At 61.1% G+C, this 25,353-nt stretch carries 21 protein-coding genes and 1 pseudogene; 6 read left to right on the forward strand and 16 right to left on the reverse strand.

Features of this window, described 5'->3' with window-relative positions; genetic code table 11:
• Positions 1-47 precede the first annotated feature (47 nt).
• From ACFWXH_RS19205 to ACFWXH_RS19220, 4 genes are read right to left on the reverse strand one after another with little or no spacing between them, the layout of a single operon-like run.
• Positions 48-695, reverse strand: coding sequence for a glutathione S-transferase family protein (locus tag ACFWXH_RS19205; RefSeq protein ID WP_379122871.1), 648 nt, complete (start codon positions 693-695; stop codon positions 48-50).
• 11 nt (positions 696-706) lie between these two features.
• Positions 707-2,473: a Rieske 2Fe-2S domain-containing protein gene (locus tag ACFWXH_RS19210; protein WP_379122873.1), complete on the reverse strand. Its 1,767-nt coding sequence runs from the start codon at positions 2,471-2,473 to the stop codon at positions 707-709.
• A 35-nt stretch (positions 2,474-2,508) separates the two neighbouring features.
• Complete coding sequence (locus ACFWXH_RS19215; protein ID WP_379122875.1) at positions 2,509-3,414, reverse strand: aromatic ring-hydroxylating dioxygenase subunit alpha; 906 nt, start codon at positions 3,412-3,414, stop codon at positions 2,509-2,511.
• 21 nt (positions 3,415-3,435) lie between these two features.
• Positions 3,436-4,302: an aromatic ring-hydroxylating dioxygenase subunit alpha gene (locus ACFWXH_RS19220; protein ID WP_379122877.1), complete on the reverse strand. Its 867-nt coding sequence runs from the start codon at positions 4,300-4,302 to the stop codon at positions 3,436-3,438.
• A gap of 241 nt (positions 4,303-4,543) precedes the next feature.
• Here ACFWXH_RS19220 and ACFWXH_RS19225 point away from each other — a divergent pair, with 241 nt between their 5' ends.
• The 5 genes from ACFWXH_RS19225 (at position 4,544) to ACFWXH_RS19245 (ending at position 10,058) form a co-directional block, all read left to right on the forward strand.
• The gene (locus ACFWXH_RS19225; RefSeq protein ID WP_379122879.1) at positions 4,544-5,311 is read left to right on the forward strand and encodes a GntR family transcriptional regulator; all 768 of its coding nucleotides are present in this window, start codon (positions 4,544-4,546) and stop codon (positions 5,309-5,311) included.
• A gap of 44 nt (positions 5,312-5,355) precedes the next feature.
• Complete coding sequence (locus ACFWXH_RS19230; protein ID WP_379122881.1) at positions 5,356-6,450, forward strand: BMP family ABC transporter substrate-binding protein; 1,095 nt, start codon at positions 5,356-5,358, stop codon at positions 6,448-6,450.
• A gap of 92 nt (positions 6,451-6,542) precedes the next feature.
• Positions 6,543-8,087, forward strand: coding sequence for an ABC transporter ATP-binding protein (locus ACFWXH_RS19235; protein ID WP_379122883.1), 1,545 nt, complete (start codon positions 6,543-6,545; stop codon positions 8,085-8,087).
• Positions 8,071-9,138 (forward strand): ABC transporter permease, encoded by a 1,068-nt coding sequence (locus ACFWXH_RS19240; protein ID WP_379122884.1) that lies wholly within the window; start codon positions 8,071-8,073, stop codon positions 9,136-9,138. The genes ACFWXH_RS19235 and ACFWXH_RS19240 overlap by 17 nt, the downstream gene beginning before the upstream one ends.
• Positions 9,138-10,058, forward strand: a complete 921-nt coding sequence (locus tag ACFWXH_RS19245; protein ID WP_379122885.1) for an ABC transporter permease — start codon at positions 9,138-9,140, stop codon at positions 10,056-10,058. Before ACFWXH_RS19240 ends, ACFWXH_RS19245 begins: the two co-directional genes overlap by 1 nt.
• Before the next feature lie 91 nt (positions 10,059-10,149).
• On the opposite strand, the gene ftsZ is transcribed toward ACFWXH_RS19245, so the two are convergent.
• The 10 genes and pseudogenes from ftsZ to ACFWXH_RS19295 form a co-directional block, all read right to left on the reverse strand.
• On the reverse strand, positions 10,150-11,142 hold the full coding sequence (gene ftsZ, locus ACFWXH_RS19250; protein WP_054309769.1) for a cell division protein FtsZ: 993 nt from the start codon (positions 11,140-11,142) through the stop codon (positions 10,150-10,152).
• Positions 11,143-11,378: 236 nt separating this feature from the next.
• Positions 11,379-11,639 carry a DUF2312 domain-containing protein gene (locus ACFWXH_RS19255; protein WP_054309770.1) on the reverse strand — a complete coding sequence of 87 codons (261 nt, stop codon included), beginning with the start codon at positions 11,637-11,639 and terminating at the stop codon, positions 11,379-11,381.
• Positions 11,640-11,765: 126 nt separating this feature from the next.
• Complete coding sequence (gene pyc / locus ACFWXH_RS19260; RefSeq protein WP_379122887.1) at positions 11,766-15,224, reverse strand: pyruvate carboxylase; 3,459 nt, start codon at positions 15,222-15,224, stop codon at positions 11,766-11,768.
• Between the two features lie 290 nt (positions 15,225-15,514).
• Positions 15,515-16,636, reverse strand: a complete 1,122-nt coding sequence (locus ACFWXH_RS19265) for a branched-chain amino acid ABC transporter substrate-binding protein (RefSeq protein ID WP_054309772.1) — start codon at positions 16,634-16,636, stop codon at positions 15,515-15,517.
• A gap of 137 nt (positions 16,637-16,773) precedes the next feature.
• Positions 16,774-17,121, reverse strand: coding sequence for a DUF6867 family protein (locus ACFWXH_RS19270; protein WP_054309773.1), 348 nt, complete (start codon positions 17,119-17,121; stop codon positions 16,774-16,776).
• 17 nt (positions 17,122-17,138) lie between these two features.
• Positions 17,139-17,867, reverse strand: coding sequence for an ABC transporter ATP-binding protein (locus ACFWXH_RS19275; RefSeq protein ID WP_379122890.1), 729 nt, complete (start codon positions 17,865-17,867; stop codon positions 17,139-17,141).
• Entirely contained in the window at positions 17,867-19,348 is a 1,482-nt protein-coding gene (locus ACFWXH_RS19280) for an ATP-binding cassette domain-containing protein (protein ID WP_379122892.1), read from the reverse strand. The genes ACFWXH_RS19275 and ACFWXH_RS19280 overlap by 1 nt, the downstream gene beginning before the upstream one ends.
• Entirely contained in the window at positions 19,348-20,742 is a 1,395-nt protein-coding gene (livM, locus tag ACFWXH_RS19285) for a high-affinity branched-chain amino acid ABC transporter permease LivM (protein WP_379122894.1), read from the reverse strand. Before livM ends, ACFWXH_RS19280 begins: the two co-directional genes overlap by 1 nt.
• A gap of 4 nt (positions 20,743-20,746) precedes the next feature.
• Positions 20,747-21,649: a branched-chain amino acid ABC transporter permease gene (locus ACFWXH_RS19290; protein ID WP_054309777.1), complete on the reverse strand. Its 903-nt coding sequence runs from the start codon at positions 21,647-21,649 to the stop codon at positions 20,747-20,749.
• A gap of 324 nt (positions 21,650-21,973) precedes the next feature.
• Positions 21,974-22,226: pseudogene (locus ACFWXH_RS19295) on the reverse strand (proline racemase family protein); the annotation flags it as partial.
• 233 nt (positions 22,227-22,459) lie between these two features.
• Between ACFWXH_RS19295 and ACFWXH_RS19300 the strand changes: the two are divergent.
• Positions 22,460-23,131 carry a GntR family transcriptional regulator gene (locus ACFWXH_RS19300; RefSeq protein ID WP_379122896.1) on the forward strand — a complete coding sequence of 224 codons (672 nt, stop codon included), beginning with the start codon at positions 22,460-22,462 and terminating at the stop codon, positions 23,129-23,131.
• Between the two features lie 9 nt (positions 23,132-23,140).
• Here the strand turns inward: ACFWXH_RS19300 and ACFWXH_RS19305 are convergent, their stop codons facing one another.
• Together ACFWXH_RS19305 and ACFWXH_RS19310 are read right to left on the reverse strand one after the other, a co-directional pair.
• Positions 23,141-23,458, reverse strand: a complete 318-nt coding sequence (locus ACFWXH_RS19305) for a hypothetical protein (RefSeq protein ID WP_379122898.1) — start codon at positions 23,456-23,458, stop codon at positions 23,141-23,143.
• 285 nt (positions 23,459-23,743) lie between these two features.
• Positions 23,744-25,240 carry a CoA-acylating methylmalonate-semialdehyde dehydrogenase gene (locus ACFWXH_RS19310; protein WP_054309778.1) on the reverse strand — a complete coding sequence of 499 codons (1,497 nt, stop codon included), beginning with the start codon at positions 25,238-25,240 and terminating at the stop codon, positions 23,744-23,746.
• Positions 25,241-25,353 lie beyond the last annotated feature (113 nt).

A 25,353-nucleotide genomic window follows, 5' to 3' on the forward strand; every position in this document is an offset into this window, starting at 1 on the left:
AAATGTTTCGCAGGCCGGACCACAGCCTGGCCAGATTGCCTCGTTGTTTATGCCGCCTTGGCCGGTCCGGCCGGGAACACGCCGGACATGACCATGAAGCCCTTCAGGCGTTTGACGCGATCGCACCAACGGCGGATTGCGGGATAATCCTGCCTCGGTATGCCGCCCTCTTCCGAGAGCATGATGTAGGGAAAGCAGGCAATGTCGGCGATGGTCGGATGCGCAGCCGAACAGAGCCAGATCCGTCCCTCCTGTTCGCCGAACCACAGGTGTTCGTCGAGAATGCGGAACAAGCGGTGAGCACCGACACGCGCGGCCTCGACATCGAAGTCATAGAACAGTGCGTCGTGCAGTCGCGCCGCCGAGGCCGTGCCGGTGATACCATCGGCGAAAGCAAGCCACTGGCTGATCTCGCCAAGCAAAGCCGCATCGTCGCGCGGATACCAGGTACCAGACGGGTCATATTTCGACGCAAGATAGACCAGGATCGCCTGAGCATCGCGCAGCACCAGACCGTCGTCATCGATTACCGGCAACTGGCCAAGCGGATTGATCTTGAGGAACCATTCCGACTTGTGTTCGCGGCCGGGATAGAAGTCGATCGGTACGGTCTTGTAGTCGACACCCAGCATGCTCATCAGCAGCCTGAGTTTGTAGCAATTGCCCGACAGTTCGTAGTCGTAGAGCGTGATCATCGGCTTGCTTCCTATAGATCGAGAACGAGCCGCGCCGATTTGGCGCGTGAGACGCAGGTCATGATCTTGGTGCCGGACTTGCGCTCGGCCTCGTTGAGATAAACATCCTGATGATCCGGCTCGCCTTCGATGACGGTTGCCAGGCAGGTACCGCAGGCCCCCTGCTCGCAGGAAGACGGCATGTCGACACCAGCTTCGCGCATGACATCGAGGATGGTGCGGCCGGCGGGCACCTTGAGCGTGACGCAGGAGCGCGCCAAGGCGACCTCGAAGCTCGAGCTATCATCGATTTTGTTGGTGTTCTTGAAGTATTCGAAGTGCACGGCCGCTTCCGGCCAGCCGGCTTCGGCTGCGACGCTGCGCGCCGCCTCAAGCATCGGCCCGGGTCCGCACAGATAGAGATGCCTGCCGGGCTGATAGTTTGCCAGGATCTCACGCAGCTTGGCACCGGTCGCCTCCGGTGTCAGGCCAAGATGCGGCTTGAGCGATCCGCCCAGACCCGATGTCTTTTCGGGGAACGCCAGCTGCGCTTCGTTCTGCGCGAAATAGTGAAGGTCGAAGGAGAGATTCTGGTTGTGAAGCGCCTGCGCCATCGCGAGCAGCGGTGTGATACCGATGCCGCCGGCGATGAAGATCGTCTTCACCGCGTCTCGCCGCAGAGGGAAATTGTTGCGCGGCTCCGAGATCGCCAGCACGTCGCCCTGGCGCAGAGTTTCATGCATGCAGATCGAACCGCCCTTGGACTCGTTCTCGAGCTTCACCCCGATGACGTAGCTCTCGCTCTCACCGGGACCGTTCGTGATCGAGTACTGCCGGATCAGTCCGTTCGGCATGTGGACGTCGATGTGGGCACCCGGCTGGAATGTCGGCAACAGCCCCCTGATAGGACGCAGTTCGAAGCCGGCAATGCCGTCCGCCGCCTGCCATTTCCTTGCCACCTCGACACGGATCGTCGCCTTGCGGCCATGCTTGGTCTCTTCCGGCATCTCGGCAAGTTCGGAGGAAACGCGCTCGATAACCGGCTCAAGCGGCGCGGGTGCCGGGGCCGCCGCCGCCTCGCGCTCGGCGGCGTCGCGCAACTTGGACAGCCGGTCATTATGATGGTGCAGGACAGCCATCCGAACGGCGCCTTCAGCCTTACCCTCGAGCACGCCCCGGATCACCGAGCGGTTGGAGTCCACCGGCTGGACGAAGAACACGGCGAGCGTTGTCGAGCTGCCCTCGACAGCGCGAAGCGCTACGGAAAAATCGTTCGCCGCCTCGACGGTGACCTTGGCATCGCCGCCATCGATCTGGCCGGTCGGCTGAAAGCGATAGCCCCGGAGCCTGGCCGCAACCGCGTCAGCCGGCGCGTTGACCGCAATGCCGCGCAAGGTGAGCAACTCACCTTCGGCAAAGCCCGGCAACTCGGGTACCTCTCCTTGCGGTTCCTCGGCCGACCAGACCAGGCCATAGCGCTCCACCGCCGCGAAGGTCCGATTGGTGATGGTGCGGGCAGGTGCATCCGCCGGGTGAGCGGGAATGTAGGTGCAACCTGCCGTGCGGTTCGAGTAACGCCAGCCATGATACTGGCACTTCAGCTCGCGACCGTCGTTGATGCCGATGGACAGGCGAACGCCACGGTGCAGACAACGGTTTTCCCAAACGTTGATATAGCCGTCGTCAGCACGCCAGACGGCGAATTCGCGGCCCAGGAGCTGGCCGTGGAAGACATGGCGAAAAGGCAGGTCATAGGACGCGGCAATGGGATGCCATCTGGTCTTGGCGGTATCGAGCATTATTGTCTCCAGAAATGGTCTTGCGCGGCTCACGCTCAGGTAGCGGCAGGGATGACCCCGTAGGTCACACCCTTCTGACTGAGCCAGCGGCGATAGGCGATGGCCGACTTGTCGGCACGAATGGGCGTTTCGGCGCGCGGATCGAGCGGCAGCCGCTTCGGGAACTGGTTCTCCAGGATCGGCTTGTCCTGGCCGAAGATCGTCTGCTGGAAGCGCTTGATGACCTTGTCCTCATTGTCTTCATCGAGCAGGCACAACATCATATGCGCGCGCACATGTTCCTGATCGATGGGCTGCAGGAACACCGCGATCACATCACGCCGGCTCTCGTCGAGCGGGCTGGATTTGTAGAGCACCGAGCAAAACGGGTGCGGCACCCGATAGACGTAGTCGACGTCGGCGCCACCTGAGGCCGTCGCCGCTGCCATCGGTTGAAAGAACCGGCAACGGGTGGCGAGGATTTCGTCGCGGTCGACCGAAATCTCGACATCGTACTCCTTCACCTCCGTGTGCGGCTCCGCACCCAGAATGTCGGTATGGACATAGGGAAAATGCCCCATGTCGAGAAAGTTCTCGATTGCCCGCGGTGCCGACACATTCACACCAATTGTCGCGGCATTGAGCTTGCGGCGATCTGCTTCGTCGAACTCTGGAATCGGGAACAAATCTGCCTGTGGATCGCCGAGCGAAGTCCAGATATAGCCATAGGCGTGCTTGACCGGCAGTTGGTCGGCAACGGTCGCGACGTCCACCGTGCTCCCCTCGATGAGATCCGCGCGATCGCGCCAGACGGCGGCATTGCCCTTTCCATCAACGGCATAACTGAGGCGTTCCTCGAGCAATATGGTATCGACAACCACGTTTGGCTTCACCTCCGACAACGCAGCCAGCGGGTGCCATAGGTTGAGGATCACCTGGTCCGTGCATCGCGTTTTGGCCATGAAAGAATCCCTCATCGAAGCTCACATCCGCGCCGGTATCGCGCCATAGGTAACTGATTTGTCGCGCAGCCAACGCCGATAGAGCACGGCAACGGCGTCGGCACGGATCGGCGTTTCCGCTCGCGGATCGAGTGGCAGCCGTTTTGGCACCTGGTTTTCGAGGATCGGCTTGTCCTGGGCGAAGATCAGCTGCATGAAGCCACGGATCCCGGCCTCGTCGATGCCTTCCTTGAGATAGCAGAGGAAGGGATGAGCGACGCAGTTGTCCTCGTCGACCGGCTGCACGAACAGGGTGATGACATCCAGGCGATGCTTCTGCACCGGATTGCTCTTGTAGAGCGCCACCGTATAGGGCCGGATCACCTTGTAGACATAGTCTACGATGAAACCTTCCTTGGCCGTCGGCGAGGCAACCGGCTGATAGAACTGGCATTCGGTCGCAACCAGTTCGTCGGCAGCCGTCAATTCGACCTTGTAGGGCGCGACTTCCGTGTGCGGCTCGTCACCAAGCCAGCCTGTGTGAACGAAGGGAAAATGCCCCATGTCGAGGAAATTCTCGACCGCCCGCAGACCCGAGACCCGAACCGCGATGGAGCCGCCGGTGACGAGATGTCGATCCCCCTCTTCGGCCTCCGGTACGAAGACAATGTCGCGCTCGGGCTTGCCCAGGCAAGCCCAAAGATATCCGTAACGCTTGGTCGATTTGACCAATGTGCCGGTATCGTTGCGGACCACTTCCTTGTCGTAGCGTCCTCGGCTGTGAATGGTGAGGTCGGCTCCGAGAAGCCGGGTGTGGAATGGCTCATCCGACGACAGATTCGTCAGGTCCGCCACCACATGCCAATCGTTAAGAAGAACTCTGTCGCTACAAAGGGTTGCTTTGCTCATCGCACCCTCCCTGGCTAGCACTTCCCCATGAACCTAGCTCTGTTATGACATAATTGGAAACACAGGATTGGATATCAATCAATAAGAATCTGCATATCAATCCAAGAATTTTGGTTGACAGGGGAACTTGATTGAATACCGATATGGAATTCGTAACTCGGGATATGCGGTGCCGTCGGCCTCGCGAACACGAGAGCTGACCGTCAGCAAGCCAAAGGCACTGACGGGGGAGGAAGTTGTCATGAGCAGCCGCTCGCAGGCGATTGCTGACACATTGACCCGGGCGATCCTCGATCACCGGCTTGTCCCGGGCTGCAAACTTGGCGAGCGTGAGCTTTCCGAGATTTTCGACGTCAGCCGCATCGTCATTCGCCAATCCCTCATACGTCTCGCCGACGACGGCCTCGCTCAGATCGAACGCAACCGGGGCGCCTTCGTCGCTCACCCGAGCATGCAGGACGCAATGGAAATCTACGACGCGCTGACCCTGGTGGAACAGGGCGTCGCAGCGCAGCTCAGCGACCGCCTCGGTCCTGCCGGGTGGGCGGAATTGCGCCAGCATGTGGAGCGTCAGCGTCAGGCGGTCGCAGTCGGCAATGACGCGCTGGCCGACGTACTGGGGCAGGAATTCCACACCGTATTCGTGCGTCTCAGCCGCAACAAGGTGATGCAGGAAATCCATGCCCAGCTGGTGCGGCGCACCACTCTGCTCAGATCGCTCATCACCGCCGATTTCGACTACTGCAACCTGCTCGACGACCATGCGCGGGTGATCGAGCTGCTCGAGAAAGGACGGCTGAAGCAAGCCATGGAATTGATCGACGCGCATCACAGGAGTGTCGTGCGCGGCTACATCATGGACAGACAGGTCTTTCCTGAACTGACCCCTCGCGAGGCGCTCGAACCTTACTTGAACACGAAGGCGGGCGAACAGCCGAAGCCCGCGCCGAGAAAAGAGAAAAAGGAGAGCAAAACGCGGGCACACGCCCACGTTCACACCGACGAATAGAACCGGCGGACAAGCCGGACAAACCAACAGAGGGTTACATCAGAATGCTCAATCTCAGCAGACGAAAATTCTTGCAGTATACGGGCGCGGCGGGAGCTGCGCTGACCACTGGCGGCATATCCGGCGCCGCGCGTGCCCAGGACCCGCTCAAGATCGGCGTCGTCTACGTTTCCCCCGTCGCCGAAATCGGCTGGACCAAGCAACACAGCCTTGGTGTCGAGGCCATCAAACAGGAATTCGGCGACAAGGTCGCCATCACCGTCATCGACAATATCTTCATGCCGCAGGACGCGGAACGCGTGTTCCGCGAATTGGCAGCCTCGGGCAACCAACTGATCTTCGGTACGTCCTTTTCGCACGGCACGCCGATGCAGAAGGTCGCGCCACGGTTCCCGAAAACCGCCTTCGAACATTGCTCCGGCATCGTTCATCTCGCCAACCTAGGCACCTTCGAGGCGAAGTATTACGAGGGTTGCTATGTGGCCGGCGCGGCCGGCGCGCATATGAGCAAGTCGAACAAGATCGGCTTCATCGGCGGCTTCCCGATTCCCGACATCGTCGGTCCGGCGAACGCCTTGCTGCTTGGTGCCCAGAGCGTCAAGCCGGACATCACCTGCAATGCCATCTTCCTCAATTCCTGGTTCGATCCGGGCAAGGAAAAGGAAGCGGCCAACACGCTGCTGTCGCAAGGCTGCGACGTCATCTGCTCGATGACTGATACCGCCACTGGCGTGCAGGTGGCAGGCGAAGGCGGCGCCTGGTCGATCGGCTACGCAAGCGACATGGCGAAGTTCGGTTCCGGCAAGCAACTGACCGCTTTCACGCTCGACTGGTCGGCCGACTATTTGCGGGCAGCCAAAGGCGTTGCCGAGGGCAATTGGAAACCCGAGGCGCGCTGGGATGGTCTCGCTGCCGGTATCGTCAAGATGGCACCTTACAATGAGGGGATTCCAGCCGACGTCGTCGCCAAGCTCAAGCAACTCGAAACGGACGTGGGTTCCGGCAAGGTCCACCCCTATGCGGGCGAGCTGAAGGATCAGGACGGCAACGTGAAGGTCGCCGCCGGCTCGGTGCTGGAAGACAAGGACATCCGCAGCATGAACTGGTTCGTCAAAGGAATGATCGGCAAGCTCGGCTGACCGTCTTCCTTTCAGATCATACCTACCGGAGAGCAGATGCGCCGGTAGGTATGACTGTGCTCTTCCGTCCAACCCCAATGGCAGGACCGGCTATGATCCCGCGCCTTGAATTGCGCAACATCACCAAGAGCTACCCCGGCATCGTTGCAAATGACGACATCTCGATGTCGATCATGCCAGGGAAAATCCATGCCGTGCTCGGCGAAAACGGTGCCGGCAAGTCCACCTTGATGAAAATCATCTATGGCGTGGCCCAGGCCGACTCCGGCGAAATCTGGTGCGACGGCAAGCGGATAGAAGCGCACAATCCGGCGAGTTCGCGGGCGCTGGGCATCGAGATGGTCTACCAGCACTTTGCGCTGTTTGAATCCGTCACGGTGGTCGAGAACATCGCCCTGTCCGTCTCAAGTACCTTCGATCTCAAGACGCTTGCCCGCCAGATCACCCACCTCTCGAACCGATATGGAATGCCGATCGATCCTCATCGCCGCGTGCTCGACCTGTCGGTCGGCGAGCGCCAGCGTGTCGAGATCGTGCGCTGCCTGTTGCAGGCCCCGAAGCTCCTGATCCTCGACGAGCCGACATCGGTGCTGGCACCGCAAGCGGTTGGGAAATTGTTCGAAACCTTGCGTCAACTCGCCGCCGAGGGCTGTTCGATCGTCTACATCAGCCACAAGCTCGATGAAGTGCAGGAGCTATGCGACTCCGCCACCGTGCTGCGAAACGGAAAGGTGACGGGCTCGGCGAAGCCCAAGGAAACGACGTCGCTGGAACTCGCCCGTATGATGGTTGGCTCGAAACTGCCTGAAATGCGTGTGGTCCCCTCGGTGCCGAGCGCCAGGCCCGTGCTCGAAGTGCGGGGCCTCACATCGCCGGCCCGCGACAAATATGGAGTCGCGCTCAAGAATGTTTCGTTTGAGGTCCATGGCGGTGAGATTGTTGGATTGGCCGGCGTTTCCGGCAACGGCCAGGCGGATCTGATCGCACTGATCAGCGGCGAGCGCCGGCACGCCGATGCATCCGTGGTGCGCATTGACGGCAAGGCGGCTGGCCATCTCAACGCCAGCGAGCGGCGCGGGCTCGGCATGGCGTTTGTACCGGAGGAGCGTCTCGGTCGAGGTGCGGTGCCGCCCCACACATTGTGGGAAAATGCGGTTTTGACCGCCAATCGCCGCGGCGGTCTGGTGCGGCACGGTATGGTCGATCGCGGCAAAGCGGCCGGTTTTGCGCGAGACATCATTGACCGCTTCAAGGTCAAGGCCAATGGCCCCTCCTCAAGTGCCCAGAGCCTGTCCGGCGGCAATCTTCAAAAATTCATCGTCGGCCGCGAGATCGCGCTGAAACCGAAGCTGTTCCTCGTCTCCCAACCAACGTGGGGCGTTGACGTGGGTGCGGCAGCCTTCATCCGGCAGAACATCCTGGATCTGAGCCGCGCAGGTTCCGCCGTGCTGGTGGTCTCGGAGGAACTCGACGAATTGTTTGAGATCTGCGACCGGCTGCTCGTCATCTGTCAGGGCCAGGTCTCGCCACCGCTCATCAGAACAAAAACCAACCGTGAAGAAGTTGGCCTCCTCATGACAGGGGCCGACCGCGGCAATGATATCGAGGAGAGAAGCGAAGTTGCTGTACAGAATTGAACAGCGGCCCGAGCCGTCCGCTTCCATGCGCATAGCCGCTCCAATAATCGCCACAGCACTTACGATCGCTGTGGGGTCGGCGATGTTTGCCGGTCTGGGTTATGATCCGCTATCCACCTTGCAGGCTTTCTTCATCACCCCAATCAGTTCTTTGAACGGCTTGTCGGAGCTGTTGCTGAAAGCGTCGCCGCTGATCCTGATCGCTTGCGGCTTGGCCGTGGGCTTCCGCGCCAATGTCTGGAACATAGGTGCCGAAGGCCAGTTGATTATCGGTGCTATCGCAGCCTGCGGTGTCGGGCTGTTCTACCCCAATCCCGAAAGCCCGATCCTGCTGCCGTTGATGTTTGTCGCAGGCGCAGCTGCGGGCATGGCCTGGGCTGCGATTCCGGCATTTCTTCGCGCCAGGCTGAACACGAACGAAATCCTTGTCACCTTGATGATGACCTACATCGCCACGCTGTTTCTCTCGTGGCTCGTGCATGGGCCATGGCGCGACCCAGCAGGCTTCAACTACCCGCAGACAGCGCTGCTGCCGGCGGCAGCCATGTTCGAACCCTTTGACTATGCCTATCGTGTCAACTCGTCGGTGTTCATCACCGTCGTCGCGGTCGTGCTGATGTGGCTTTTCGCCGATCGCAGTTTCCTCGGCTACAAGATGAAGGTCAGCGGTGCGGCCCCGCATGCGGCTCGCTACGCGGGCTTCCGCGAATCCTCCGCGGTGTGGACCGGCCTGCTCGCGGGCGGCGCTGCCGCGGGCATCGCAGGCATGGCCGAAGTTGCCGGGCCACTCGGACAACTGTCACCCCAGATTTCGCCGGGCTATGGTTTCGCCGCCATCATTGTCGCTTTCATCGGTCGGCTGAACGCCTTCGGTATCGTCCTCGGCGGGCTCTTGATGTCGCTCTTGTTCCTCGGTGGCGAGACCGTGCAGATGAACCTTGGTTTGTCGTCGTCGCTGACCCGCATCTTCCAGGGCATTCTTCTGTTCTTCCTGCTGGCCACCGATTTCTTCATCTTCTACCGGCTTCGCCGCGTCCCGGAGCACGCCTGATGGACCTTTTCATCGCCATCTTCACCGGCACGGCCATAGCCGCCACGCCGCTGATCTTCGCGGCGCTCGGCGAGCTCGTCGTCGAGAAATCCGGCGTCCTCAACCTCGGCATCGAAGGAATGATGCTGGTGGGAGCAGCAGCCGCTTTCTGGGCTGTCATCGCTGGGCTGCCCATGCCGGTTGCGATTCTCGCTGGCGCATTCGCCGGCGCGGCCGCCTCGCTGTTGTTTGGCGTGCTGGCACTCACGTTTTTGACCAACCAATATGCCGCGGGCCTCGCGCTTGCCATCTTCGGGTCGGGTGTCTCGGCTTTCCTCGGTCGCGGCTTCGGCTCGGCGCCAATCGACGCACTCAAGCGCATCCACATCCCGCTATTGTCCGACATTCCTGTTATCGGACCGATGTTCTTTCGCTTCGACCCGATGGTCTATTTCGCCATCCTGATGTTCTTCGTCATCAGCTGGTTCCTGTACCGGACGAAAAGCGGACTGATCCTTCGCACGATCGGCGAGTCACCCGAGACGTCCCATGCAATCGGCTATCCCGTGATCCGCATCCGCTATCTCGCGGTGCTCTTTGGCGGGCTGATGGCCGGTCTCGCCGGCGCCTATCTGTCGGTGGCGTATACGCCGCTGTGGGTGGAGAACATGACCGCCGGCAAAGGCTGGATTTCACTTGCGCTGGTGGTCTTTGCCACGTGGCGGCCTCTGCGCATCTTGCTCGGCGCCTGGCTGTTCGGCGGCATGACCATTCTGCAACTGCAGGGGCAGGCACTGGGCCTGGCCGTCCCATCGGAACTGCTTTCCGCCTTGCCTTACCTGGCGACGATCATCGTGCTGGTCATCATATCGCAGAACCGCCAGACGCTCTCGCTGCACTTCCCGGCATCTCTGGCCAAGCCGTTTAGGCCTGCTACCTGACCCAATGGAGGACGTTGCGCTCTGCTCCAGGGGACCGTAGCCGTCCCCCGGACGCCTTGCCGTCTATGAAGACCTGCCGGAAAGCCGGTCTTCAAGCCGTTCTCTGCTCGAATTCGAGTACCTGCGCCTTCTGCCGCAGGCCTGTTGCGACGACGGATACCCTGAATTTTCCTTCCAGCGCCTGATCGAATATGGCGCCGACTATGATGTCGGCATCGGCATCGACTTCCTCGCGGATACGGGTTGCTGCCTCATCGACCTCGAACAGCGTCATGTCTGGCCCGCCGGAGATCGACACCAGCACGCCTCTTGCACCCCCCATCGATGCCTCGTCGAGAAGCGGGTTCGCGATTGCCGCTTCGGCCGCCGCCTTTGCCCGCCCCTCGCCTGAAGCCTCGCCCGTACCCATCATTGCCCGGCCCATACCGCGCATCACCGCGCGCACATCGGCGAAATCGAGATTGATCAGCCCTTCCTTCATGATGAGGTCGGTGATGCAACCGACGCCGGCATAAAGGACGCGATCGGCCATGACGAAGGCATCCTCGAAGGTCGTCCTGGCATCGGCAATCCTGAAGAGGTTCTGGTTCGGGATGACGATGACCGTGTCGGCGCATTCGCGAAGCCGCTCGATGCCCTCCTCCGCCGCCGCCATGCGGCGCTTTCCTTCGAAGGCAAACGGCTTGGTGACGACGGCAACCGTCAGGATGCCGGCCTGCCGTGCCGCATGTGCGATGACGGGGGCGGCACCCGTTCCCGTTCCGCCTCCCATACCGGCGGTCACGAAGCACATATGTGTTCCCGCCAGGTGATCCATGATCTCGCTGATCGACTCTTGCGCCGCTGCGTCACCCACTTCCGGCACCGAACCCGCCCCCAGCCCTTCGGTAATGGCCGCACCCAACTGGATCAGCCGCGGTGCCTTTGACATGGCAAGCGCCTGCGCATCCGTGTTGGCGACCAGGAACTCCGCGCCCTGCAATCCGGTGGCGATCATGTTGTTGACGGCATTGCCCCCGCCGCCGCCCACCCCGACCACGGTGATCCTGGGTTTCATCTCGGTGATTCCCGGCCTGGCGTTCATTGCTGTCTTCCTTCCAAATGTTCACCTTGTCGGTCCGAGACTTTGGGGCACGAGCCACGAATCGGAGCAACACCCGCCTCAAGCAGGGAAACAGACCGAGCCCCGCCTCGCAAGCCTTGGACGGTTGAGGGGACGAGGGTCACCAATTTCTGCAAAGAAAGCCCCGCAAGGCGGTGAGCCTGCGGGGCGACGTGGGACCCGAAAGGGGCCCAGATATCGTAACCGTTAAAGGCGGATCACACCATGCCGAGCGCGGCCTTGTAGAGGTCGAGGATCGATTCCGCTTCCTGGCGCTCTGCCTGGTCCTGCTTGCGCAGGCGCACGATGGCACGGATCGCCTTGGTGTCGAAACCGGTGCCTTTGGCTTCCGCATAGACGTCCTTAATGTCGTCGGCGATCGTCTTCTTTTCTTCCTCGAGACGCTCGATGCGCTCGATGAGCGCCCGCAACTGGCCGGCGGCTACAGTCTGGCTGGTCTCGGTGATTTCGTCGGCCATAGTGGTCTCCATTTCTTCTTCAGCGGCCACGACTCGGGCAAGCGGCGGCCGGTTTTCCGGCCGGTTCGATGCCCGACCGGGCATGGCAGGTCAAGGCCTGATTGTCAGCAATGTCTTGATGTTGCGTCAGCCGAACACCACCAGGAGATCCTTGGCGTCGATCTGATCGCCTGCTTTCACCAGCACCTCGGCAATGACGCCGTCACGCTCGGCATGCAGTGCCGTTTCCATCTTCATCGCCTCGATGGACAGAAGCACGTCGCCAGCCTTGACGCTCTGTCCGGCGGAAACCGACACGCCCGATACGACGCCGGGCATCGGCGCGCCGAGATGCGCGTCGTTGCCTGCTTCAGCCTTCGGCCTGGCCTTGCCGTTCGAAGCGCCATGCGCCCGGTCCGGCACCTTGACGCGGCGCGGTTGCCCGTTGAGTTCGAAGAAGACGGTGACCATGCCTTTTTCGTCGGTATCGCCGACGGCGAGGCAGCGGATGACCAGTGTCTTGCCCTTCTCGATGTCGACGAAAACCTCGTCCTCCGGCTTCATGCCGTAGAAGTAGGTCGGCGTGGGCAAAACGCTGACCGGACCATAGGTTTCCTGCGCGGCGGCGAAATCGGAGAACACCTTCGGATACATCAGCCACGAGGCGAATTCGTTCTCGGGCAGCTTGCGGCCGAGCTTTTCCTCGATCTCCTTTCGGTTCTTCTTCAGGTCCGCCGGCTTGAGAAGCGAGCCGGGGCGCACTGTGATCGGCTTGTCGCCCTTCAGCGCCTTCTTCTGCAGAGCCTCCGGCCAGCCGCCCGGCGACTGGCCGAGATCGCCACGCAGCATGGAAACGACGGAATCCGGGAAGGCGATATCCTTACCCGGGTTCTCGACATCGGCCACCGTCAGGTCCTGGCTGACCATCATCAGCGCCATGTCGCCAACGACCTTGGAGGATGGCGTCACCTTGACGATATCGCCGAACATCAGGTTGACGTCGTGATAGGCCTGCGCCACCTCGTGCCAGCGTGTTTCCAGTCCGAGCGAGCGGGCCTGCTCCTTGAGGTTGGTGAACTGCCCGCCGGGCATTTCGTGCAGATAGACTTCCGATGCCGGCCCCTTGAGATCGCTTTCGAAGGCGGCATACTGGTTGCGCACCGCTTCCCAGTAGAACGAGATCTTGCGGATCCATTTCGGGTCGAGGCCTGGATCGCGATCAGTACCCTTCAACGCCTCGACGACAGAACCGAGACAAGGTTGCGAGGTATTGCCGGAGAAGGCATCCATGGCCGCGTCGATGGCATCGACCCCGCTTTCCACCGCCGCCAGCACGGTCGCGGCCGACAGGCCGGAGGTGTCATGCGTATGGAAATGGATCGGCAGGTCGGTTGCCTCGCGCAGCGCCTTGAACAGAACGCGTGCGGCTGCCGGCTTGAGCAGGCCGGCCATGTCCTTGACGGCGATGATGTGGGCGCCGGCGGCTTCCAGTTCCTTGGCCAATCCGACATAGTAGGTCAGGCTGTATTTGGCCCTGTTCGGATCGAGGATGTCGCCAGTGTAGCACATCGCCGCTTCGATCAGCTTGCCTTCGGCGCCGACCGCATCCATGGCGACGCGCATGTTCTCGACCCAGTTCAGGCAATCGAAGACCCGGAACAGGTCGATGCCGCCTTCCGCCGCCTGCTTGACGAAATGCTGCACAACATTGTCGGGGTAATTGGTGTAGCCGACGCCGTTGGCGCCGCGCAGCAGCATCTGCAGGAGGATGTTCGGCGCCCGTTCGCGCACCAGTGAGAGCCTCTCCCACGGATCTTCGGTCAGGAAGCGCATGGCGACGTCGAAGGTGGCGCCGCCCCAGCATTCGAGCGACAGAAGCTGCGGCAAGGCACGTCCATAGGTGCCGGCGATACGAGCGATGTCATGCGTGCGCACGCGCGTTGCAAGCAGCGACTGGTGACCGTCGCGCATGGTCGTGTCGGTGACCAGCACCTGCTTTTGCGCGCGCATCCACTTGGCGAAGCCTTCCGGACCAAGCTTGTCGAGCTGTTGCTTGGTACCGTCGGGGATCGGCGCGGTGAACCACGGGATGATCGGTGCTGCTGCATCCGGATTGGGCTTTGGTCGACCACGCGTCTCGGGGTGACCGTTGACGCTGACGTCGGCCAGATAGTTGAGCAGCTTGGTGGCACGGTCCTGGCGCTTGACCTGCGCGAACAGTTCCGGCGTCGAGTCGATGAACTTCGTCGTGTAGGAATTGTCGGCGAAGCTCGGGTGATTGATGATCGCTTCGAGGAAGGTGAGATTGGTCGCCACGCCGCGAATACGGAACTCGCGCAATGCACGGTTCATGCGTGAGATCGCTTCATCCGGCGTCGGCGCCCAGGCCGTCACCTTCTCGAGCAGCGGATCGTAGTAGCGGGTGATGACCGCGCCCGAATAGGCCGTGCCGCCATCGAGGCGGATGCCGAAGCCGGTGGCGCCGCGATAGGCGGTGATGCGGCCGTAGTCGGGAATGAAGTTCTGCTCCGGATCCTCGGTGGTGATGCGGCACTGCAGGGCATGGCCGTTCAGCCGGATGTCCTTCTGCTCCGGCACACCCGATTCCGGCGTGCCGATGGCGAAGCCGTCGAGGATATGGATCTGCGCCTTGACGATATCGATGCCGGTCACCTGCTCGGTGACCGTGTGCTCCACCTGGATACGGGGATTGACCTCGATGAAGTAGAATTTGCCGGTATCGGCATCCTGCAGGAATTCGACGGTGCCGGCGCCGATATAGCTGGTCTCGTTGGCGATCTTCAGCGCATAGCCGCAGAGCTCCTGGCGCAGCTCGTTGCTGAGATAGGGGGCCGGTGCGCGCTCGACGACCTTCTGGTTGCGGCGCTGGATCGAACAGTCACGCTCGAACAGATGCACGGCGTTGCCATGCGTGTCGCCGAGGATCTGAACCTCGACATGGCGGGCCCGCTCGACCAGCTTTTCGAGATAGACCTCATCCTTGCCGAAAGCAGCCTTGGCCTCGCGCTTGCCTTCGGTGACCTCGCGGATGAGGTCGGCTTCGCTGCGGATCGCGCGCATGCCGCGCCCGCCGCCGCCCCACGAAGCCTTGAGCATGACCGGATAGCCGATCGCCTTGGCCAGTTTCTTGATGTCCCCGGCATCGTCCGGCAGCGGATCGGTGGCCGGCACGACAGGAACGCCGACTTCGATGGCGAGGTTGCGCGCCGCCACCTTATTGCCGAGCCGGCGCATGGTCTCCGGCTTCGGGCCGATGAAGGTGATGCCGTTTGCAACGCAGGCTTCGGCGAATTCCGGGCTTTCCGACAAAAGGCCGTAACCCGGATGGATGGCATCGGCGCCCGAGAGCTTGGCGACGCGGATCACCTCGTCGATCGAAAGATAGGCTTCGATCGGTCCCATGTCCTTGGCAAGCCAGGGGCCGCGGCCGACCTGATAACTTTCGTCGGCTTTGAAGCGATGCAGCGAGTACTTGTCCTCCTCCGCCCAGATCGCCACCGTTTTGAGCCCCAGTTCGTTGGCCGCGCGGAAGACGCGGATGGCGATCTCGGAACGGTTGGCGACAAGGATCTTCGTGATTGCCAAGTGATTGCTCCAGCCGGTGAGGGGAAAGAAAGGCGGGCGCATGATTAGCGGGAAAATGCTGCAGTGCAACTAAAATAAGCACCCTTTGGAGATGAATGCGGATCAGGCAGCGCAGACATCGGAAAACGGAAAAGCCGCGGGAATTCCGTTGCGTCATGCAGGTCAAGAAACGCAAACAATTGCCTTCGTAAAAGGCCGCCGACCGAGCCGTTTTCTTAATAAAACGCATCCGGCAAAAGAAAATGCCCGGCGCGTTGCGCCGGGCATTCCATCAGGAACTGAACAAAAGATCAGTCGACCTTCGGCACGTAGGTGTACTTGCCGTCATCACCCTTCTTCCAGATGTACATGACGTAGCCCGGAAGCTTGGGATCGCCCTTTTCGTCATAGGCGAGTTCGCCGAGAACGGTCTTGAACGGACCCTTCTCGTGCATCGCCTTGGCGACTTCCTGGGGATCGTTCGACTTGGCGGCGGCAGCAGCCTGAGCGATCACCTGCACCGCTGCGTAGGAATACAGCGTGTAGGCTTCGGGCTCGAAGCCCTGGGCGCGGAACTTCGCGACCAGATCGTTGTTGTCCGGATTGAGACGCGGATCGGCTCCGAACGTGTTCAGCGTGCCTGCCACTGCATCGCCGGCGATCGAAGCAAGTTCGTTCGAGACGATGCCGTCGCCCGACATCAATGGCGCTTTGAGGCCCTGGTCGGTCGACTGGCGAATGATCAGACCAGCCTCGGTGTGCAGGCCGCCCCAATAGATCAGGGTGACGCCAGCTTCCTTCATCTTGGCGATCAGGGCCGAGAAGTCCTTGTCGCCGACATTGACGCCTTCATACATGACTTCCTTGACGCCAGCGGCATTCATCGCCTTCTTGGTTTCGTCAGCGAGGCCCTGGCCGTAAGGGGTCTTGTCATGGATGACCGCGATCTTGGCATCCTTGAAGTTCTTGGCGATGTAGGCACCGGCAATGCCGCCCTGCTGGTCGTCACGGCCGCAGGTGCGGAACACGTTCCACAGGCCGCGTTCGGTGAAGACCGGGTTGGTGGCCGCAGGCGTCACTTCGACGATGCCGTTCTCGGCATAGACTTCCGAGGCCGGGATCGACACGCCCGAGTTGAAGTGGCCGACCACGAACTTGACACCATCGGCGACGAATTTGTTGGCAACCGAAATACCCTGCTTCGGATCGGACACGTCGTCGCCGACCGACAGCTTGACCTGCTCGCCATTGATGCCACCGGCCGCATTGATCTCGGCAATGGCCATTTCGGCGCCCTTCTGCAACTGCGCGCCGAAGGCAGCATTGGGGCCAGTGATCGGGGCACCAACGGCAACCTGAAGGTCAGCCCACGCGTTGCCGCTGAACGCAACCAGCGCGGTCAGGGCCACGGCGGACAAAAGTGATTTTTTCATTGAAACGCTCCCATTTACCGGGCGGGCGAGGATAGAGTCTTCACGCGATGCCCACCCCAATCGCAGAAAACGTACTTTGCCTCATTTTGAGGCCTTGTCACGCCGATTCTTGGTCGAAGCGGCGTGAGTCAAAAACATCAGGCTTTCGCCTTCCAGCTGAGCGGCGAAACCTTTTCGTACAGCCAGCTATACTGCGTTACCATTTGGTTCGTCCGCGTATACTGGTAGCCGAGAAAAGCCAGCACCATCAGAACGATCGTATCGACGATGTAGTACTGGAGCGTGAACATCGTGCCTTCGAAAAGAGCGTGATGGATGAACCGCACGCCGAGCCCCAAGCCCAGGATGTAGACGAACAGCATCGGCCGCGTGCGCCATGTCTGCGCACAGGCCCTGCCTGTCATCCAGGCCGCCCATCCGCCCAACAGGCAGGTGACGAAGAAGAACTGCCAGATCGAGGCTTCTTCATAGATGATGCCTTGCATGATGAAGACCCCCTGGTTCAGTGATGCCCGCCCTCGAGATAGGCGGCGCGGACTTCCGGATTGGCGAGCAGGTCTTTGCCGGTGCCGCTCATGGTGACGTTGCCGTTCACCATGACATAGCCGCGCGTGGCGAGCTTCAACGCGCCGAAGGCGTTCTGCTCGACCAGGAACACTGTCAGTCCCTGCGTACGATTGAGCTCGCGAATGGCGTCGAAGATCTGCTTGACGATCAGCGGCGCAAGACCAAGCGACGGCTCGTCCAGCAAAAGCAGTTTCGGCCGCGCCATCAGCGCACGCCCGATCGACAGCATCTGCTGCTCGCCGCCAGAAAGCGTGCCGCCACGCTGGCTGATGCGCTCCTTGAGGCGCGGGAACAGGGTGAAGACCTTCTCGACATCCTCGCTGTAGTATTTGAGGTTGTCGAGACTGGCCCCCATCTGCAGGTTTTCCATCACCGTCATACGCGGGAAGATGCGACGCCCTTCCGGCGACTGGGCGATGCGCAGCCTGGCGATTTCATGCGTCGGCATCTGCGTGATGTCGGTGCCGGCGAAAGTGATCGTTCCCGTACGCGCCCGTGGCGCGCCGAAGACAGTCATCATCAGTGTCGATTTGCCGGCACCGTTGGCACCGATCAAGGCGACGATCTCGCCCTCGTTGACGCTGACATTGACGCCGTTCAGCGCCCGGATGTTGCCGTAATAGGTATGGACGCCCTTGATATCGAGCAGCGGTGCACCGGCCATTATTTACGCCCTCCGCGCTTGGCCGCCGCGGACTTTGCCGACGCATGGCTGGTTGGTACATCGCCCGCGTCGACCCGACGCGAGAATTCCGTGTCCTTGCCCTTGGCAAGCAGCTTCGCCTGGCCGATCCAGTCTTCGCGGGCAATGCGCCCATCAAAGGCGAGATAGGCTTCGGCCGCAACGACATCGGCCTTCTTCCAGCTGGCGATCTGGTCGAAATGATAGATGCCGTGGCCGTTCAGCTTCTTTTCGTTGACGGAGCCGATGCCCTTGATGCGGGTCAGGTTATCGGCCTTGCCGCCACGCGGCGCGGAAAGACGGTTGGAAATGCCAGCGGACGGTTTCGCAGTAGCAGCCGCCTTGGCTGCCGAACCACCTGCTTTTGCACCGCTTGCAGCCTTCGCCGCTTTGCCTCTGGACGCTTTGCCGCCGACCAATCCGGCAGGGGTTGCCGAGGCGGCATTTGTCCGCGCCTCCACCAGGGCAGCCTTCGACGCGCCCTTGGCGACGGTAACCCGCTCGCCTTCGACGTGGTCGATGGTATCGCTTATCGGTCCCGCCAGCATCGATGCCGAGGTGCTCGGTCCATGCGCGACATCCGGATGAGCTTCGAGCTGCTCGATGATGTTTTCGTCGCCGACATCGGTGAGCACGGTCTCGACCTCTTCATCATCGACGCCGAGATAGGCGGCAATCACCTTGGGATCGGAGCGCACAAAAGCCGGATCGCCATCGGAAATCTTGCGGCCATATTCCAGCACGACGATATGATCGGAGATCTGCATCACCACCGACATATCGTGCTCGATGAGCAGGATCGAGGTGCCGGTGCTGTTCTTGATGTCGATCAGCAGATCGTTGAGCGCCAGCGATTCCTTCGGATTGAGACCGGCGGCAGGCTCGTCGAGACAGAGCAGTTCAGGGCCGGTGCACATGGCACGCGCGATTTCCAGCCGGCGTTGTGCGCCATAGGGCAGATCACCGGCCGGATCGTCGGCGCGGTCGATGAGATCGGCCTTTTCCAGCCAGTGCTTGGCAAGCTCCACAGATTCGCCCGACACCCGGCGGTAACTGCCGAGACCCAGCAGGCCGACAATCGTGTAGCCCGAAGCCTGCATCAGCTTGTTGTGCTGGGCGACGAGCAGGTTTTCGAGCACGGTCATGCCCGAGAACAGGCGGATGTTCTGGAAGGTTCTGGCGACCTTTGCCTTCGCGGTGATCTGGAAGTCTGGCATCCGCTCCAGAAGGAATTCCGAACCACCCTGGCCGGTGAAGCGGATCATGCCCTCGGTCGGCTTGTAGAAACCAGTGATACAGTTGAACACCGTTGTCTTGCCGGCGCCGTTCGGACCGATCAGCGCGGTGATCTCGCCGCGCCTGACCTCGAAGGACAGGTCACCGATGGCGACAAGGCCGCCGAATTTCATCGACAGGTGCTCGACCTGAAGAAGCGTCTTGTTCATGGGAGCAATCGCATCCATCAGCCGTGTCCTTCCTTGGTGAAGGAGCTTGAAACCGCTTTTCGTTCCCTGAGGAACGCAGTCGGTTCTCGACTGCCGACGAAGCCGCGAGGCTTCCACAACATGACGATGACCATGGCCATGCCGAAGAGGAGCATGCGGTAGAGTTCAGGCGTGAAGTCCGGTCCGAATACGACCTTCAGGAAGTCCAGCTCGCGCAGGATTTCGGTGCCGCCGATCATCACCACCGCGGCGACCGCGATACCGCCGAGCGAGCCCATGCCGCCCAGCACCACGATCGCCAGGATGATTGCCGATTCGATGAAGACGAAGGATTCCGGCGACACGAAACCTTGCCGTGCCGCGAAGAAGGAGCCGGCGAAACCGCCGAACATCGCGCCAGTGGCAAAAGCGGTGAGCTTGGTGGTGGTGGTGTTGATGCCGAGCGAACGGCAGGCGATCTCGTCCTCGCGCAGTGCCTCCCAGGCTCGCCCCACAGGCATGCGGCGCAACCGGATGGTGACGAAGGCGGTCAGCAGCGCCAGAGCCAACGCCAGATAGTAGAGGAAGATCTTGTAGTAGGCGCCCGACTGGGCGATGCCCAACACCTTGGAGATGTAATTCGGATCCGACACGTTGAACGACATCAGGCCGAAGAACGAAACCTTGGGAATGCCGGAGATACCAGCGGCGCCGTTGGTGACCTCGCGCCAGTTGATCAGCACCAGGCGGATGATCTCACCGAAAGCAAGCGTGACGATCGCAAGATAGTCACCGCGCAGGCGCAGCACCGGGAAGCCGAGCAGTACACCCCAGAAGGCGGCCATGATGCCGGCGGCAGGCAACAGGATCCAGAAGGACAGACCGTAATGCGTGCCGAGCAGCGCGTAGGCGTAGGCGCCTACCGCGTAGAATGCGACATAGCCGAGGTCGAGCAGACCTGCCAGACCGACGACGATGTTCAGGCCCCAGGCCAACATCACATAGATCAGGATCTGGATGCCGAAATTATCGACCCATTTCAGCGAACTCTGGAAGCCGACCAGCGACACCACCACGATTGGATAGAGCACCAGCACGGCAATGCCGAGCGAGTTGAAATTGCGGCGAATGAACCCTGGTTCGGCCACCGCGGCAGGCGCGCTGGCTTTTTCCGCCTTGGCGCGTTCGATCGCGGGTATGACGAAGGCCACGTAGAGGAACCGTCCGACGGCAGTGATGATCACCACAGTCGCCAGCAGTCCCCAGCGCTGGATCAGCACCAGTTCGTTGCGAATGTTCTGGTCCGTCCTCAGACCGATGAACAGGACGAACAGCCCTAACGCGACAAGGCCGGCATAGATCGCCTCGCGGAAGGCGCGAGCCATCGGATTGGCGACGGTCTCGCCCGTGTTGTTGGAAACGGTCACGGCCATGAGATCAGACCTTTTCGACTTCTGGCCGGCCGAGGATGCCGGAAGGCAGGAAGATCAGCACGATCGCCAGGATCGAGAAGGCGGCAACGTCCTTGTAGTCGATGGAGAAGTAGGCCGACCACATGCTCTCGATGAAACCGATAAGCAGACCACCCAATACCGCACCCGGCAGCGAGCCGATGCCGCCGAGAACCGCCGCGGTGAAGGCTTTCACGCCGGGCACGAAACCGTCCGAGAAAGAAACGACGCCGTAATACATCAGGAACAGCGTGCCGGCGACTGCAGCAAGCGCTGCGCCCATGATGAAGGTGATGGAGATGGTGCGGTCGACATCGATGCCAAGCAGCGCGGCCATCTTGCGATCCTGCTCGCAGGCGCGCTGGGCGCGGCCAAGCGCCGTCCTGTTGACCAGATACCAGAACACCGCGAGCAATACCGCCGTGACCGCCACGATGATGATCTGCTTCAGCGAAACGGAAATGCCGCCAATGTTATAGACCTGGCTGACCATCGGTGGGATCGGCTTGTTGCGCGGACCCTGGGTGACCTGCACGAAATTGGACAGGGCGATCGACATGCCGATGGCGGTGATCAGCGGAGCGAGACGGAAGGAGCCACGCAGAGGACGATAGGCGACTTTTTCGATCGTCCAGTTGTAGAGGCTGGTAAGCAGCATCGCCACGATCATCATCACCAGGAGGGCGACGACGACCGGCACGGAGCCGAAGGCCGCGGCCAGGATCAGGAAGACGATCAACGCAGTGAACGCTCCGACCATGAAGATGTCGCCATGGGCGAAGTTGATCATGCCGATGATGCCGTAGACCATCGTGTAGCCGATCGCGATCAGTCCATAGATGGACCCGAGCGTCAGCCCGTTCACAAGCTGCTGAACGAAATATTGCATATTCCCGAGGCTCCCCTGAAACGTCACCTGCCCTGGTGCGTCTCTCTCGTATTTCCCCTAGTCGTAAGGTCTCAAACCTGGATTGCAACGGCCTTTTTTATCGTCTGGCGCGTGTCTCCAGCACGCCTCGCGACTGCCTTATTATCGTTGCCCGGTTCGTGGACTATGGCGGACCGTATCATTGGCACAAAGCAATGTCTTTGACGATTCCGAATTAGTTTGCACCCGTTTTCGAAGATTCAGTCATCAAGATCGGTTGAAAAGACGGATTCTTGCGCGTTTTCGACCTGTCACTTTTTCCCCTTATTCGTCGACAAACACATTTTAGATACCTTGGTTGACGATGAAACCGTGCGCGAACGGATCGCGATCGTCGATGAAGATCGTATCCAGTCCCCTCATGTGTGCCCAGCCCCCTGTTGAAGGCACGATAGCAGGCTTGCCAGCTACCGAAACCGCTTTCTCCACCGCCCGCCCTGAATAGCGAGCCGATGACTGGTTCGTGCATGAAATCGTCGCCCTCTTTCGCGGTGAGCTGCGCCATGCGGGCCGAGATTGCGGCGCCGCAGGGAGCACGCATGCACCCCGGATCGTTGGAGCGCTCGTCCAGAAAGTATGTGCGGCTCAGCTTGCCGACGCCCGGATTCCCGGGTGCACGAAGCCGGGCCCCAGGCGAAAGCTGCGATCCACATCAAGCCTCTTAGCCTGATATATCACTGATATATCACTGATATATCTCTTATGAATTCCTTCTGTCAATTGGCTTTTCCGGCTGATATATCAAAAATATATCAATCGGACGAAGCGGCCTTGAACACAGCAGAACTTGAAGCGGAACGCGGCGAAAGCGCTGAATCGGTCAGCGCCAAAGCATATCGCGCGCTCGAAAAAATGATCGTCACGCTCGAACTCGCTCCCGGCAGTGTGACCACCGAAAGGGCCCTGATCGAAAAATTGTCGCTCGGTCGCACTCCTGTCCGGGAAGCGGTTCAGCGGCTCGCCTGGGAAGGGCTCGTCACGGTCCGCCCGCGTGCCGGCCTCGAAATCGCTCCCCTCCACGCTGGTGACTGGTTGAGGGTGCTCGACGCGCGTCGCGGCATCGAAATCATTCTCGCTCGCTCGGCCGCCCGTTTCGCCACCCATGAAGTCGCCGGTCGCCTGCAGGCCACGGCACTCGCAATCCACGATGCCGTCATAACCAATGACATCATCGGATACCTCGAAGCGGACAAATCGCTCGATGAGGCAATGGCGCTCGCCGCGGACAATCAATTCGCCGCCCGGCTCGTCGCACCGCTGCAGACCCACAGCCGGCGTTTCTGGTTTCGCTTCCAAAGCGGCACAGGGCTCGCCGAAGCAGCCGGGAACCACGTCACACTGATCCGCGCGATTCTGGAGCGCGATGAAGATGCAGCGGCTGCGGAAGCCGATCGGCTGATGGCACTGTTGCGCCTGCACGCCCAGGCCGCTGCGATGCGCTGAAAAATCCACTCAGCTGTCACGTTCCTTGGCGTGGGCCATCAACGTGTTCTCCCAGCTGTCGCCGGCACCCATGATGCAGGTTTGGCCGCCGACATCGGTCATCAGCACCGTCCATGTACCGGCTGCGGAAACATAGATCTCGACAACCGCCGCCTGTCCGACAAGACCGTAGCCGATCCGGTGTTCCTGGAAGAGCTGGTCAAGCCTGGCGACGATGACGTCGCGATCACCGCAACTGACCTGCGCCTCAGCCTGTAGCGGCATAAGCGCCATCAGCATGCTGATGGCACTCAGCTTGATCGAGCGGTAGGTGAAATAGTGTGCCATTTGGCACCTCCTTGCCCTCGCGTGTCGGCAACGGGAGGCACATGGGCAGCCTCAATATACCGGTACGCTCCAGGCTGGGCGCGGCGACCTCATCGCGTCGCTCCTTCTGGTTTCCCGTCCGGCCCCGACTTATCGCGGGGCTCTACGAATCGATATGGTGGTGGTTCGGACGAAAACAAGCGGTCGTGACTGAACCTCGCAATCGCGAAGGTGGCCAGGGGGCCGGCCAGATATGAAAACGGGCGCCTGAGGCGCCCGTTTCAGCTTACAACGTTTGAGGAACGGCTAGTTCATCGTCGGGATGACGAATTCCGCACCGTCCTTGACGCCGGACGGCCAGCGCGAAGTGACCGTCTTGGTCTTGGTGTAGAAGCGGAATGCATCCGGGCCGTGCTGGTTGAGATCGCCGAAGGACGACGCCTTCCAGCCGCCGAAGGTGTAATAGGCGATCGGAACCGGGATCGGCACGTTCACGCCGACCATGCCGACCTGCACGCGGCTGGCGAAATCACGCGCGGCATCGCCGTCACGGGTGAAGATGGCGACGCCATTGCCCATCTCGTGGTCGTTGGCTAGCTTGATGGCATCCTCGTAGCGCGGCGCGCGCACCACCGAAAGCACCGGGCCGAAAATCTCTTCCTTGTAGATCGTCATATCCGGCGTCACTTCGTCGAACAGGCAGCCGCCCATGTAATAGCCGTTCTCATAACCCTGCATCTTGAAGCCACGGCCATCGACAACGAGCTTGGCGCCTTCCTTCACGCCGAGGTCGACATAACCCTTGATGCGTTCCAGCGCCTGGCTGGTCACGACCGGACCGAAATCGGCGGCGGAGTCGGTCGACGGGCCGACCTTCAGGCTCTCGACGCGCGGGATCAGCTTTTCCATCAGCCGGTTGGCCGTGTCGTTGCCGACAGGAACCGCAACCGAGATCGCCATGCAGCGCTCGCCGGCCGAACCGTAGCCTGCGCCGATCAGGGCGTCGACGGTCTGGTCCATGTCGGCGTCGGGCATGATGATCATGTGGTTCTTGGCGCCACCGAAGCACTGCACCCGCTTTCCGGCGGCACAGCCGCGCGAATAGATGTACTGCGCGATCGGCGTCGAGCCGACGAAGCCGATGGCCTTGATGTCCGGGTCGTCGAGGATCGCGTCGACCACTTCCTTGTCGCCGTTGACGACATTGAGAACGCCTTCCGGCAGGCCTGCCTCGATGAACAGTTCCGCGATGCGCAGCGGCACGCCCGGATCACGCTCGGATGGCTTCAAAATGAAGGCATTGCCGCAAGCGATCGCCGGCGCGATCTTCCACAGCGGGATCATGGCCGGGAAGTTGAACGGGGTGATGCCGGCGACCACGCCGAGCGGCTGGCGCATCGAGTAGACGTCGATGCCGGGACCGGCGCCGTCGGTGAATTCGCCCTTCATCATGTGCGGGGCGCCGATGCAGACCTCGACCACTTCCAGACCACGCTGGATATCGCCTTTGGCGTCGGCAATGGTCTTGCCGTGCTCACGGGCGAGAATGTCGGCAAGCGCGTCATATTCGCGGTTGGCGAGTTCCAGGAACTTCATCAGCACGCGCACGCGGCGCTGCGGGTTGACGGCAGCCCATTTCACCTGCGCCGCCTTCGCATTCTCGACAGCCGCGCGAAGTTCCGATTTCGAGGCCAGCGCCACGGTTCCGCGCACCGAGCCGTCCATCGGCTGCATCACATCCTGTTTGCGCCCGCTGGTGCCGGCGACGCGCTTGCCACCGATGAAATGACCGTAGTCGATCATGGTTCTCTCCCTGGATTTTGATGAGGCCATTGTCCGCCTTTAAGCACACGAACGCAACGCGAGGGAAATCGCAGCCGTTGTGCAGGAATTGTATATCGGCCTGGACACAAGCA

The organism is Mesorhizobium sp. NPDC059054 (assembly GCF_042739215.1).
Classification (GTDB): Bacteria; Pseudomonadota; Alphaproteobacteria; order Rhizobiales; family Rhizobiaceae; genus Mesorhizobium.